Genomic DNA, 12,965 nt, shown 5'->3' on the forward strand with positions numbered 1-12,965 from the left:
CCAACACCCGCGTCGTCATGGAGAGTCTGTATGGCAAGCTTTTCCCATTCGGTCGGCGCACTGACCTACCGCTTCGACAGCCTCAAAGACGTGATGGCCAAGGCCAGCCCGGCGCGCTCCGGGGATTTCCTCGCCGGTGTTGCGGCGCAGAACGACGGCGAACGAGTCGCGGCGCAAATGGCCCTGGCCAATATTCCTCTGAAGCACTTCCTTGAAGAAGTGCTGATCCCTTATGAAAGCGACGAAGTCACCCGACTGATCATCGACACCCACGACAAACAGGCGTTTGCCGTGGTCAGCCACCTGACCGTCGGCGGCCTGCGGGACTGGCTGCTCAGCGACGCGGCCGACGAACACAGCCTACGAGCCTTGGCGCCGGGGCTGACACCGGAAATGGCCGCCGCCGTGTCGAAGATCATGCGCGTGCAGGATCTGGTGTTGGTGGCGCAGAAGATCCGCGTCATTACCCAATTTCGCGGCACCATGGGCCTGCGTGGGCGCCTGTCTACGCGCCTGCAACCCAACCACCCTACCGATGAACCGGCGGGCATCGCCGCGAGCATTCTCGACGGCCTGCTCTACGGCAACGGCGACGCGATGATTGGCATCAACCCGGCCACCGACAGCATCGCCTCGATCTGCGCCATGCTGGAAATGCTCGACGCGATCATCCAACGCTATGACATTCCCACCCAAGCCTGTGTGTTAACCCACGTCACCACGTCCATCGAGGCGATCAGCCGGGGCGTGCCGCTGGACCTGGTGTTCCAATCGATTGCTGGCACCGAAGCGGCCAACGCTAGTTTCGGCATCAATCTAAGTGTGCTGCAGGAAGGTTACGACGCGGGCTTGAGCCTGAATCGCGGCACCCTGGGGCAGAACCTGATGTATTTCGAGACCGGCCAGGGCAGCGCCCTGTCGGCCAATGCGCATTTTGGTATTGACCAGCAAACCTGCGAAACCCGCGCCTATGCCGTGGCGCGGCACTTCAAGCCGTTCCTGGTGAACACCGTGGTCGGTTTTATCGGCCCGGAGTACCTGTACAACGGCAAGCAGATCATCCGCGCCGGCCTGGAAGATCACTTCTGCGGCAAGCTGCTGGGCGTGCCGATGGGTTGCGACATCTGCTACACCAACCACGCCGAAGCCGACCAGGATGACATGGACACCCTGCTGACCCTGCTGGGCGTGGCCGGGATCAACTTCATCATGGGCATCCCCGGCTCCGACGACATCATGCTCAACTACCAGACCACCTCGTTCCACGACGCGCTGTACGCCCGACAAACATTGGGTTTAAAACCAGCGCCCGAGTTTGAACAGTGGCTGGCGAAAATGGGCATATTCACGCAAGCCGATGGCAAAGTGCGTTTTGGCAACAGCCTGCCACCAGCCTTCCGCCAAGCCTTGGCGCAATTGGGATGAAGGAGCCTCCAGTGCATATCGATACCCCTGAGATCAGCACCGAGCCTGTGGATAATCCCTGGCTGGAACTGCGCCGCCTGACCCCGGCGAGGATTGCCCTGGGCCGCACCGGCACCAGCATTCCCACGGGCGCACAACTGGACTTTCAGTTCGCCCACGCCCAGGCCAGGGATGCGGTGCACTTGCCGTTCGATCACGCGGGGTTGAGCAGTCAAATGGCCGAGCGCGGCCGCGACAGCCTATTGCTGCACAGCGCTGCTATCGACCGCCACAGCTACCTACAACGCCCGGATCAGGGGCGGCGCCTGAGCGATGAATCGGCGCAGATCCTGCGGGACTACGCCGAGGCCAACCCAGGCGGCGTCGACCTGGCAGTAGTGGTGGCCGACGGCCTGTCGGCGCTGGCGGTGCATAAACATACGTTGCCGTTTCTGACACGAATGGAAGAGCAGACTCACGCAGAAGGCTGGTCGCTGTCGCCGGTGATTCTGGTGGAACAGGGCCGTGTGGCGGTGGCCGACGAAATAGGCCAATTGCTGGGCGCAAAAATGGTGGTGATCCTGATCGGCGAACGACCGGGGCTCAGTTCACCGGACAGCCTCGGGCTGTATTTCACCTACAACCCCAAGGTCGGCCTGACCGATGCCTACCGAAACTGTATTTCCAATGTTCGCCTGGAGGGCTTGAGCTACGGCATGGCGGCTCACCGCCTGCTGTACTTGATGCGCGAGGCCTGTTGCCGGCAATTGTCGGGGGTCAACCTCAAGGATGAAGCCCAGGTTCAGACACTGGAATCAGACGATCCTGCGATGATGAAGGGTAACTTCCTGCTCAGCCCGCCGGAGCATTGATTCTGCACGATTGCGATTTTTTCCGACTTTAGGCAGCATCAAACCACGGCCGCTCGCGTCGTCGTCCCCCATTTGGAAGTTGAGGCCTAGCATGCGGATTACTCAAGCGACCCTGGAACACCTGGACCTGCTGACCCCGTTATTCGTCAAATACCGCGAATTTTATGGCGCGCTGCCCTTTCCTGATTCATCCCGGGCCTTCCTGGAGAAGCGTCTGCGGCGCAAGGAATCGGTGATCTACCTGGCCCTGGCGGATGACGACGACAAACTGCTGGGCTTTTGCCAGCTGTATCCGAGCTTTTCGTCGCTGTCCCTCAAGCGCGTGTGGATTCTCAACGATATCTACGTTGCCGAAGATGCCCGGCGCCAGTTGGTGGCCGATAACCTGATGCGAACGGCGAAGAAAATGGCCAAGGAGACTCACGCCGTACGCTTGCGAGTGTCCACCAGCAGCGACAATAAAGTGGCTCAAAAGACCTATGAGTCGATCGGGTTTCGTGAAGATACGGAGTTCAAGAACTACGTGTTGCCGATCAGTGACGAATAGCCCCGCTAAAGGCAGCACAAACCTATGGCAAGGGAGCTTTGCTCCCGCTGGGCTGCGCAGCAGCCCCATAACCTGCACAGCTACCCTCTGCGACATCCCCCGCTACAAAACCAACACGCTTTTCACCACTCAGTCCGTATAATGCCGACGTTTCAGGGTCGTAAGAAAGTCGCCACAACCTTGTAGCCTTATTACCCGAAGCCTTCGCACGCCCCGCTGAGTCGGGTCATTCACACAGGTGCCATCCATGGATTTCAACCCGCTCGACCTTATCCTGCATCTCGACGTGTATCTCGACCTGCTGGTAACCAACTACGGGCCGTGGATCTACGCCATCCTGTTTCTAGTGATCTTTTGCGAAACCGGGCTGGTGGTCATGCCATTCCTGCCGGGTGACTCGCTGCTGTTCATCGCCGGCGCTGTAGCCGCGGGCGGCGGCATGGACCCGGTCCTGCTGGGCGGCCTGTTGATGCTGGCGGCAATCCTCGGCGACAGCACCAACTACGTGATCGGACGAACGGCTGGGGAGCGCTTGTTCAGCAACCCCAACTCGAAAATCTTCCGCCGCGACTACCTGCAGAAAACCCACGATTTCTACGACAAGCACGGTGGCAAAACCGTGACCCTGGCGCGCTTCCTGCCGATCCTGCGGACCTTCGCGCCGTTCGTCGCTGGCATCGCCAAGATGCCGTACCCACGCTTCTTCGGTTTTAGTGTTTTAGGCACCATCCTGTGGGTTGGCGGCCTCGTCACCTTGGGCTACTACTTCGGCAACGTACCTTTCATCAAGAAAAACCTGTCGCTGCTGGTGGTGTTTATCATCCTTCTGTCCCTGGTGCCGATGATCATTGGTGTATTCCGCAGCCGCTTTGGCCGCACCTCGTCCGAAGCCAAACCACACTGACCGGCGATGTGGTCCCTCAGCGCCTGGCGTCGCCGGCGCATCCTGGCCAAGCATCCCGTTGCCGATGACACCTGGCAGCGGGTGCGCCATTACCTGACCTTTCTCGACGGCATCAGCGCCGAGCAAGACCAGTGGCTGCGTGAAGCCTGCGTGATGTTTCTCGCGCAAAAACACCTCACCGCCCTGCCCGGCGTGGAACTGCACCAGGAACAACGCCTGCTGCTCGCCGCCCAGGCGCAACTGCCATTGATGCACCTGGGTGATTTGGAGTGGTATCAGGGTTTCCACGAAATCGTCCTGTACCCCGACGACTTTGTCAGCCCGCAACGCCATCGCGACGCCAGCGGTGTCGAGCACGAGTGGGACGGCGAACACAGCGGCGAAGCCTGGCAGCAAGGCCCGGTGATCCTCGCCTGGCCCGGTGTGCTGGCCAGCGGCAACTGGGAAGGCTACAACCTGGTGATCCACGAACTGGCCCACAAACTCGACATGCTCAATGGCGACGCCAACGGCCTGCCGCCGCTGCACAGCGACATGCGCGTGCAGGAGTGGGCGAATGTGATGCAAAGCGCCTTCGACGACCTCAACCGCCAACTCGACCACAACCCCGATGCCGAAACCGCCATCGACCCCTACGCCGCCGAAAACCCGGCAGAGTTTTTTGCTGTCACCAGCGAGTATTTTTTCAGCGCCCCGGATTTGCTGATCAGCAGTTACCCACGGGTCTATGAGCAACTGAGCCACTTTTACCGCCAAGACCCACTGACGCGCCTTACACAACTACAAGCCAGCGACCCGCGCTATCAGACTGAAGGCTAAGTACCGTACGACGTCTGGCGCGTGGCATCGGCCTCGGAATATGCCTATAATCGCCGCCACTTTTAGGCCAATCCGGCCAAGTTTCTTGGCCAACTACGGGGGCAACGCCCAATGAGCTACAGCAAGATTCCGGCTGGCAAAGACCTGCCGAACGACATCTACGTCGCCATCGAGATTCCGGCCAACCACGCGCCGATCAAATATGAAATCGACAAAGACAGCGATTGCCTGTTCGTTGACCGTTTCATGGCCACCCCGATGTTCTACCCGGCCAACTACGGCTTCATCCCCAACACCCTGGCTGACGACGGTGACCCCCTCGACGTGCTGGTCGTGACCCCTTACCCGGTCACCCCAGGCTCGGTCATCCGCGCCCGCCCGGTCGGCATCCTGCACATGACCGACGACGGCGGCGGCGATGCCAAAGTCATCGCAGTGCCACACGACAAACTGTCCCAGTTGTATGTCGACGTGAAGGAGTACACCGACCTGCCGCCATTGCTGCTGGAACAGATCAAGCACTTCTTCGAGAACTACAAAGACCTCGAAAAAGGCAAATGGGTGAAGATCGAAGGTTGGGGCAACGCAGAAGCCGCCCGTACCGAGATCATGAAGTCGGTAGCCGCTTACAAAGGCTGATACCCGCGACTCATTGCCCAGGCAATCCAGAAAGCCCCGATTAATCGGGGCTTTTTTGTGAGAGTGCTTTGGTGGTACACCCTCAATAATCGAAGGCCACCGGTGCCGCTGGATGATCATTTACTGAGCTACGAAGGCTCTAAAACGGACGCGAAGCTGGGAAATTGAGGGGAATATGGGTATCATGCGCGGCACATTTGGTAGGGGGTTGGCTTAACGCTCGCCGCCCTGCCTGGCGATGCGGAGGAGTTCCCGCTGATGCCCCTATCAGCCAGGTGAAAGCCTAGCTGAACGATTTGAAGGCTGGTGAGGTTTACCAAAAATAAGCTGAACCCGTCCCCGAGAAGCCGGCCACAAGCCGGCTTTTTAATTTCCTATCCTTTTGTAAAATAAGACTTTTTCAGTCAAGCATCGAGCCAGCCCATACTTCAGTCCATCCCCCGACACCTTGGTGCGGGCTGGTTGATATCTCTAAGTGGGCGCTGATTGAGAACTGACCCGGGGTCAGTTTTCGGTCAGCGGCAACACACGCTGCTCTGCATGGATTTTTTACACGTCCTAACCATGCAGTACCGGGTCTTCCGGTGCTTATGCAGGCAATAATGGCACTACAGCATCATTGCCCACTCAATGAATCCAGCTCGATGCCGATAAACCTTCCCAAGCACTGCGCGGCTGCGTCAGAGCGACTCTCTATTAGCCCGTGGATTCACCGACACGGCTGCCAATATCAAACAGGAAGTTTTTGTATGACCGACGAAACGAAGCCAGAAAACGAGTCACGCCTGCTCAAGGCTGTAGAGTCGATCGCCATCAGTCCAAAGGATGCCCGGGCATTAGTCTCGCAATACAGAATTCAAGTGAAGGCATCTAAACCTAATGCTTCAGAACATGAAGTTCAGGCACTGGTCGCGAAGAAAATCATCAGTCGTTACTCAAAAATGTCAGCCACTAGCGGTGGAGTTACGGCTTTGGCCGGCGTCATACCGGGCCTGGGCACTGCCGTCGCGATGGTCGGTGGCGGACTAACCGACGCTACAATCGGTATGAAATTTCAAGTCGATATGTGCATGTGCCTGGCTGATGCCTTTGGCTGGGATCTCACAAGTGAGGATGCGCGGCAACTGGCATTTATGATTGCAGCAGGAGGGTCGCTGGAGAAGTTTGGCGTGGAAGTTGGTACCGCATTCGCCTCTAAGGCTGGCGTAAACATGGTACGCCAGTATCTGAAGGGAGCAGCATTGCAGGCAATCAAGGAAATGTTCAAACGCATAGGCATCACCTTCACTCGAAAAGCATTGGAAAAGGCAATTCCATTCGGCATTGGCGTAGTGATTGGCTCCACAGCCAACTATGCACTAACGAAATACGTCGGAAATACTGCTTTGGGCTGGTTCACAACTGATCGTGATATGGGTAACGAGCCAATCGTCGTGAAGGATGAGCTGATGGTGGATGCTGAGCCGACATGACCCTACCTGGCCTTGTCGCAGCATGACCAGTCTTTGAGTATGAGAGGAGTTACCCTCATCGAATCCCGGTGCCTGGAAAGCCTTTAAATGAACAGAAGTGGATATATCTGCTCGCATTCATGAGCATCAGGACACCCTCTGCCGCCCAGAGACGCAATGGTCGACGCTTCTGGGCCGGCGCTTCTGCTTGACTCTCCCCCTAAGGTCACACCTCACCCTGAGGCTTATTTTTCAGGATCTACCTCCATGAACCAACGAATCCTGGTCATCCTCGGCCACCCCTCCCGCACCAGTTTCTGCTCTGCCCTCACCAATACCTACATCGCATCCGCCAAATCCGCCGGCCATGACGTACGCCTCCTGCACCTGGCCGAGCTGGCCTTCGACCCCATCCTGCACAACGGCTACACCCAGATCCAAACCCTCGAACCTGATTTGCTGAAGGCTCAATCCGACATTCTCTGGGCCGAGCATCTGACGTTTGTTTTCCCCATCTGGTGGGGTGGCATCCCGGCGTTGATGAAGGGTTTTATCGACCGGGTTTTCCTGCCGGGGTTTGCCTTTAAATATCGCGAGGGCAAGGCGTTCCCGGACAAGCTGCTGAAGGGGCGAACCGCACACTTACTGGTGACCCTGGATACGCCGCCGTGGTATTACAGGTGGTTCTACCGCATGCCCGGTTTGCATCAGATGCGCAGGACGACCCTTGAGTTTTGCGGCATCAAGCCGATCAAGTCGTTGATGTTCGGGCCGGTGCTGGGTTCAACGGTGCAGCAAAGGGACAGGTGGTTAAAGCAGGCCGGTGCCCTCTTCGGAAAAAGGACGTTTCATGTACATCGGCAAAGCCGCGCTACTGTCGGGCACAACGATCAAAGCGATTCGTCACTATGAGGACATCGGTCTGTTACCGCCGCCGCAACGGGAAGGTCGCTACCGGGTTTATTCAGCACAGAGCGTTGAGCTGCTGATGTTTATCAAGTGTGCGCAGCAGCTGGGGTTCAAGCTCAAGGAGTTGCAGAAAATCCTCCACGGGCACCAGGGCGATGAGCTGCCCTGGCAGCGAGCGAGCAAGGCCATTGCCGACAAGAAACGCGAGTTGGTGAGCCGAATTGAAGCCTTGCAAAGCGTGCATGCCGGGCTGGTGGCGTTTGAAACCAGTCTGGAAGCGGACACTCAACAATGTTGCGATCGGGCGTCTGTGTCGGGTGCAGAAAAAGGATAGTTGCTCCTTTATGCACCTAGCCAATTGGCATTCGCACTTCGCTTTCTGCGCACGGGCCTGTCAGTGCCACCTTCGCCCAGCCAATAGCTGCGCAATCCAGCCCTCCCACTGGCCGGCAAGCCGGCGTTCCAACCCGTCTTTCCCGCATGCGGGGCAACACTCAAACCAATCTTGCCGCCCCAGCGCATCACTGCGCGGCGCCACAGTTTTATGCCACCCACATCCCCCACACACGAACGTATACGGCTTCGGTCTAATCGGCATGACGCCACCTCCTTATGTTCCATTCGGGGAAACCCGAAACAAGCATCGCCTCGGGTAATTGTCATCGTCAGGCCGTAGGGCCTGCCTCCTGCAGCTGCACCAACGTGCGCTGAAGGTGTGCGATACGTGCTTTCTCGGCGCGTAAGGCTGAACGCAACTCGCGGTTCTCCATCTCACGAATCTTCGCCCAGCGAGTCGCCGTGCGGCAGCCGATGACAAACTTCCAAATTTCCCGCAACCGCAGGTACTGCATCAACAGCACCAGCAAAATCACACCAATCAATACCAGCGCACCTGTCGAAATAACCTCCGACATACCCATGTCCTGCTTCCTTCTGGTGAGTTCGAGTGATCTCGAAGACAGCCATACGATATGTAGTCTTTTATTACAGGTCTATACTGTGGACAGATACAGGTAAAGTAATGGCACACATGGGAGGGGTCATGAAACGCAAGCAATCCATTGAGCACGTCCGCTGGGACCTGGCACTTCGCTATCGTTTGATCGAGACCGTGGCCTGGTGGGAGGGGCGCCTGACCACGGGCCACTTGATCCAGAGCTTCGGCATCAGCCGCCAGCAGGCGTCGAAGGACATCAACACCTACATCACCGAACATGCGCCCCGAAACTTGACATATGACAAGCAGCTCAAGGGCTACGTCCCGAGCAAGCAGTTCAAACCCAGGTTTATCGACGACAGCGCCAGCGCCTATTTACACCTGCTGTATCAGAACAATGAACGGGCGCCGCACATCGAGGGGCTGGCGCTGGCCTACGCCCATACCAAGGTGCTGGAGGTGCCGGACCGCACCATTCGACCACAGATTTTGCGCCCGCTGCTCAAGGCCTGTCGCGAAGGGCTGCGCCTGGAAACCGAGTATGTGTCCCTGGCCAACCCCGAGCCGGAAATTCGGCTGATTGCGCCGCACACTCTGGTGTACACCGGCATGCGTTGGCATGTGCGGGCGTATTGCGAGAAGAACCGCAAGTACCGTGACTTTGTCCTCAGCCGTCTGCGGGGCGAACCGGAGTTGCTGGGCAAATCCGAGAACGTGATAGGCGATGACAGTGTCTGGGAAACCGAAGTGGCGCTGGTGATTGCCCCGGATCAGCGCCTGACAGCGGCACAACGGGCGATCATCGAGACGGATTTCGGCATGGTCGACGGCCAGTTAGTGATCCCCAGTCGCCAGGCTCTGGTGAAATATGTCCTGCAGCGTTATCAGATCGATCCAAAGAACCTCGACCCCAAACCAGAGGCCCAGCAGATCGTGGTGAAGAACCTGCAAGAGTTGAAGCCTTGGCTCTATGACTGAGGAATGACCTGTCTGACGTTGAGCCGAATAAGCCCTTTATTCGGCTCACGCAATTGCCCCCCCCGTTCGTCCGGATCATCCTCCCTGACAACACTAATCCAATGAGGGGGCGAACGCGGCGGCGCCAACAAAGCCTGCACACCTCCCTTGATCCTCATCACAAATCCCCCCCTCATTTGCCCCAACCCCCCATGTCTGCTAGTGTCGCGCCCGTTTACCGTCAACCGGAATAGCCGCCATGGCCCGCAAAAAAGTTGCACTCGATTTCGAACAATCCCTCGCTGACCTGCAAACCCTGGTCGAGCGTCTGGAGAACGGCGAGCTGTCGCTGGAAGACTCGTTGACGGCGTTTGAGCAAGGCATCGGCCTGACCCGCGATTGCCAGAGCGCCCTGGCGCAGGCCGAGCAGAAGGTCCAGGTGTTGCTGGAACGTGATGGGGAGTTGGCCGAAGAGCCTTTCGACGCGGAACAGCCTGAATGATCGTCGCCTATCAGGCCAGCAGCCAGGCCCGGGTCAATGCTGCGCTGGACACCCTGTTTGTTGCGCCAAGCCCCGAACTGAACCGCTTGTATGAAGCCATGCGCTACAGCGTGATGAATGGCGGCAAACGCGTGCGCCCGTTGCTCGCCTATGCGGCCTGTGAGGCTCTGGGTGCGCAAGCGGAACAAGCCAACGGCGCGGCCTGTGCGGTGGAGTTGATTCACGCCTACTCACTGGTCCACGACGATTTGCCGGCGATGGACGACGACGACCTGCGTCGCGGCCAGCCCACCACCCATAAAGCCTTTGATGAAGCCTGTGCGATTCTGGCGGGTGATGGCCTGCAAAGCCTGGCGTTCAGCGCCTTGCTGGACCCGACGCTGAGCAGTGTGAACACCGAGATCCGCTTGCGCATGGTCACCGCCCTGGCATTGGCCGCAGGCCCGGCTGGCATGGTCGGCGGCCAGGCGATTGACCTGGGCTCAGTCGGCCTGAAGCTTGATCAGCAAGCCCTCGAATACATGCACCGCCACAAGACCGGCGCGCTGATTGAAGCGGCCGTACAACTCGGCGCTCTGGCCAGTGGCCGCGCCGAAGCCGCGCACTTGGCAGCGCTGAAAACTTATGCGCAGGCCACCGGCTTGGCGTTTCAGGTGCAGGACGACATTCTCGACGTTGAAAGCGATACCGCGACCCTCGGCAAGCGCCAAGGCGCTGATATTGCCCGGGGCAAGCCGACGTATCCGTCGTTGCTCGGCCTGGAAGCCGCCAAGGCCTACGCCCTTGAGCTACGGGACCAGGCCCTGGACGCCCTGCGACCTTTCGACGCGGCGGCCGAGCCCCTGCGTGATCTGGCGCGGTATATCGTTGAGCGGCGCCACTGATAAGTCCGGCAGTTTCCCCCGCATATCGGCCAAGTTCGGCGCTCTGCGTGGGCAGTTTGCGATGCTTGAGGTAAACTGCCGCCTCTTCTATACCTATAACGATTCGCCTGATGCCCACGACGTTCCAAGAGATTCCCCGCAAGCGCCCGTCCACGCCCCTGCTCGACCGTGCTGACACGCCGGTCGGCCTGCGCCGTTTGGGTGAAGCCGAGCTGGAAACCCTGGCCGATGAGTTGCGCCAGGAGTTGCTCTACACGGTCGGCCAGACCGGTGGGCACTTCGGTGCCGGCCTGGGCGTCATCGAGCTGACCATCGCGCTGCATTACGTCTTTGACACCCCGGACGACCGTCTGGTGTGGGACGTGGGTCATCAGGCCTATCCGCACAAAATCCTCACCGGACGCCGCGAGCGCATGGGCACCCTGCGCCAGAAGGACGGCATTGCCGCCTTCCCGCGCCGCAGCGAGAGCGAGTACGACACCTTTGGCGTCGGCCACTCCAGCACCTCGATCAGCGCTGCGCTGGGTATGGCGATTGCCTCCCGTCTGCAAAATAGCGAGCGCAAAACGATTGCCGTGATCGGTGATGGCGCGCTGACGGCGGGCATGGCCTTCGAAGCGCTGAACCATGCGCCGGAAGTGAACGCCAACATGTTGGTGATCCTCAACGACAACGACATGTCGATCTCGCGCAATGTCGGTGGCTTGTCCAACTACCTGGCGAAAATCCTTTCCAGCCGCACCTACGCCAGCATGCGTGAAGGCAGCAAGAAAGTACTGTCGCGCCTGCCTGGTGCGTGGGAAATCGCCCGCCGCACCGAAGAGTACGCCAAGGGCATGCTGGTACCGGGCACCCTGTTCGAAGAGCTGGGATGGAACTACATTGGCCCGATCGACGGCCATGACCTGCCGACGCTGATCGCCACCCTGCGCAACATGCGTGACCTCAAAGGCCCGCAGTTCCTGCATATCGTCACCAAAAAAGGCAAAGGCTTCGCCCCGGCAGAAGTCGACCCGATTGGTTATCACGCCATCACCAAGCTCGAACCGGTGGACGCGCCGGCCGCTGCGCCGAAGAAAGTCAGTGGGCCGAAGTACTCTGGTGTGTTCGGTGAGTGGCTGTGCGACATGGCCTGCGCCGACCCGCGTCTGGTGGGCATTACTCCCGCAATGAAGGAAGGCTCCGACCTGGTGGCGTTCAGCGAACGCTTCCCGCTGCGCTATTTCGACGTCGCCATCGCTGAGCAACACGCGGTGACTTTCGCCGCCGGCATGGCCTGCGAAGGCGCCAAGCCGGTGGTGGCGATCTACTCCACCTTCCTACAGCGCGGTTACGACCAGCTTGTGCATGATGTGGCCGTGCAGCACCTCGACGTGCTGTTCGCTATCGACCGTGCTGGCCTGGTAGGCGAAGACGGCCCGACTCACGCCGGCAGCTTTGACTTGTCTTACCTGCGCTGCATCCCCGGCATGCTGGTGATGACCCCGAGCGACGAGAACGAACTGCGCAAAATGCTCAGCACCGGCCACCTGTACAACGGCCCGGCTGCCGTGCGTTATCCGCGCGGCAATGGCCCCAATGCAGTGATCGAGAAAGACCTTGAGCCTATCGAGATCGGCAAGGGCATCGTCCGCCGCCAGGGCAGCAACGTTGCTCTGCTGGTATTTGGTGTGCAACTGGCCGAAGCCCTGAAGGTTGCCGAGAAAATCGACGCCACCGTGGTGGACATGCGTTTCGTCAAGCCTCTGGACGAAGCCCTGGTGCGCGAAATGGCCGGCAGCCATGAGTTGCTGGTGACCATTGAAGAAAACGCCATCATGGGCGGTGCCGGTGCAGCAGTCAGTGAGTTCCTGGCGCGGGAGAACATCCTCAAGTCGGTGCTACACCTGGGCTTGCCGGATGCGTACGTCGAACACGCCAAGCCGGCGCAGATGCTGGCCGAGTGTGGGCTGGATGAGGCGGGGATTGAAGCCTCGGTTCGTCAGCGCATGACGCTCCTGGGGCTCTGACCCAACTCCCCGGTTAAAACCGGATCAAATGTGGAAGCTGGCTTGCCTGCGATAGCAGTGAGTCAGCTGCCCCATCATCAACTGAACCACCGCTATCGCAGGCAAGCCAGCTCCCACATTAGCTCTGCGTA

The 12,965-nt window shown here is 59.1% G+C and carries 14 protein-coding genes and 1 pseudogene; 14 read left to right on the forward strand and 1 reads right to left on the reverse strand.

The features are described 5' to 3' along the window. Positions 1-30: 30 nt before the first annotated feature. From AAEZ06_RS02540 to AAEZ06_RS02585, 10 genes and pseudogenes are all read left to right on the forward strand, one after another. Positions 31-1,425: an ethanolamine ammonia-lyase subunit EutB gene (locus AAEZ06_RS02540; protein WP_149413584.1), complete on the forward strand. Its 1,395-nt coding sequence runs from the start codon at positions 31-33 to the stop codon at positions 1,423-1,425. Then, complete coding sequence (gene eutC, locus AAEZ06_RS02545; protein WP_350612713.1) at positions 1,422-2,276, forward strand: ethanolamine ammonia-lyase subunit EutC; 855 nt, start codon at positions 1,422-1,424, stop codon at positions 2,274-2,276. The genes AAEZ06_RS02540 and eutC overlap by 4 nt, the downstream gene beginning before the upstream one ends. A 91-nt stretch (positions 2,277-2,367) precedes the next feature. After that, positions 2,368-2,823, forward strand: coding sequence for a GNAT family N-acetyltransferase (locus AAEZ06_RS02550; protein ID WP_149413586.1), 456 nt, complete (start codon positions 2,368-2,370; stop codon positions 2,821-2,823). Between the two features lie 247 nt (positions 2,824-3,070). Continuing rightward, positions 3,071-3,727: a DedA family protein gene (locus AAEZ06_RS02555; RefSeq protein ID WP_149413587.1), complete on the forward strand. Its 657-nt coding sequence runs from the start codon at positions 3,071-3,073 to the stop codon at positions 3,725-3,727. A 6-nt stretch (positions 3,728-3,733) separates the two neighbouring features. Continuing rightward, positions 3,734-4,546 carry a M90 family metallopeptidase gene (locus AAEZ06_RS02560; protein WP_350612715.1) on the forward strand — a complete coding sequence of 271 codons (813 nt, stop codon included), beginning with the start codon at positions 3,734-3,736 and terminating at the stop codon, positions 4,544-4,546. A gap of 111 nt (positions 4,547-4,657) precedes the next feature. Next, positions 4,658-5,185: an inorganic diphosphatase gene (ppa, locus tag AAEZ06_RS02565; RefSeq protein WP_149413589.1), complete on the forward strand. Its 528-nt coding sequence runs from the start codon at positions 4,658-4,660 to the stop codon at positions 5,183-5,185. 63 nt (positions 5,186-5,248) lie between these two features. Continuing rightward, positions 5,249-5,353: pseudogene (locus AAEZ06_RS02570) on the forward strand (transcriptional regulator); the annotation flags it as partial. Positions 5,354-5,934: 581 nt separating this feature from the next. Further along, entirely contained in the window at positions 5,935-6,657 is a 723-nt protein-coding gene (locus tag AAEZ06_RS02575; RefSeq protein ID WP_149413590.1) for a hypothetical protein, read from the forward strand. A 246-nt stretch (positions 6,658-6,903) separates the two neighbouring features. Then, the gene (locus AAEZ06_RS02580; RefSeq protein ID WP_149413591.1) at positions 6,904-7,548 is read left to right on the forward strand and encodes an NAD(P)H-dependent oxidoreductase; all 645 of its coding nucleotides are present in this window, start codon (positions 6,904-6,906) and stop codon (positions 7,546-7,548) included. Next, on the forward strand, positions 7,487-7,879 hold the full coding sequence (locus tag AAEZ06_RS02585) for a MerR family transcriptional regulator (protein WP_149413592.1): 393 nt from the start codon (positions 7,487-7,489) through the stop codon (positions 7,877-7,879). The genes AAEZ06_RS02580 and AAEZ06_RS02585 overlap by 62 nt, the downstream gene beginning before the upstream one ends. A gap of 331 nt (positions 7,880-8,210) precedes the next feature. Here AAEZ06_RS02585 and AAEZ06_RS02590 read toward each other — a convergent pair whose 3' ends face one another. Then, entirely contained in the window at positions 8,211-8,465 is a 255-nt protein-coding gene (locus AAEZ06_RS02590) for a hypothetical protein (protein WP_149413594.1), read from the reverse strand. Between the two features lie 122 nt (positions 8,466-8,587). On the opposite strand from AAEZ06_RS02590, the gene AAEZ06_RS02595 reads away from it, so the two are divergent. The 4 genes from AAEZ06_RS02595 (at position 8,588) to dxs (ending at position 12,834) form a co-directional block, all read left to right on the forward strand. Continuing rightward, positions 8,588-9,460, forward strand: coding sequence for a BrxR family helix-turn-helix transcriptional regulator (locus AAEZ06_RS02595; RefSeq protein ID WP_149413595.1), 873 nt, complete (start codon positions 8,588-8,590; stop codon positions 9,458-9,460). Between the two features lie 238 nt (positions 9,461-9,698). After that, positions 9,699-9,941 (forward strand): exodeoxyribonuclease VII small subunit, encoded by a 243-nt coding sequence (locus tag AAEZ06_RS02600; protein WP_003176346.1) that lies wholly within the window; start codon positions 9,699-9,701, stop codon positions 9,939-9,941. After that, complete coding sequence (ispA, locus tag AAEZ06_RS02605) at positions 9,938-10,825, forward strand: (2E,6E)-farnesyl diphosphate synthase (RefSeq protein WP_149413596.1); 888 nt, start codon at positions 9,938-9,940, stop codon at positions 10,823-10,825. Before AAEZ06_RS02600 ends, ispA begins: the two co-directional genes overlap by 4 nt. A gap of 110 nt (positions 10,826-10,935) precedes the next feature. Further along, entirely contained in the window at positions 10,936-12,834 is a 1,899-nt protein-coding gene (gene dxs, locus AAEZ06_RS02610; protein WP_149413597.1) for a 1-deoxy-D-xylulose-5-phosphate synthase, read from the forward strand. Positions 12,835-12,965: the final 131 nt, after the last annotated feature.

The organism is Pseudomonas sp. HY7a-MNA-CIBAN-0227, assembly GCF_040310325.1.
Classification (GTDB): domain Bacteria; phylum Pseudomonadota; class Gammaproteobacteria; order Pseudomonadales; family Pseudomonadaceae; genus Aquipseudomonas.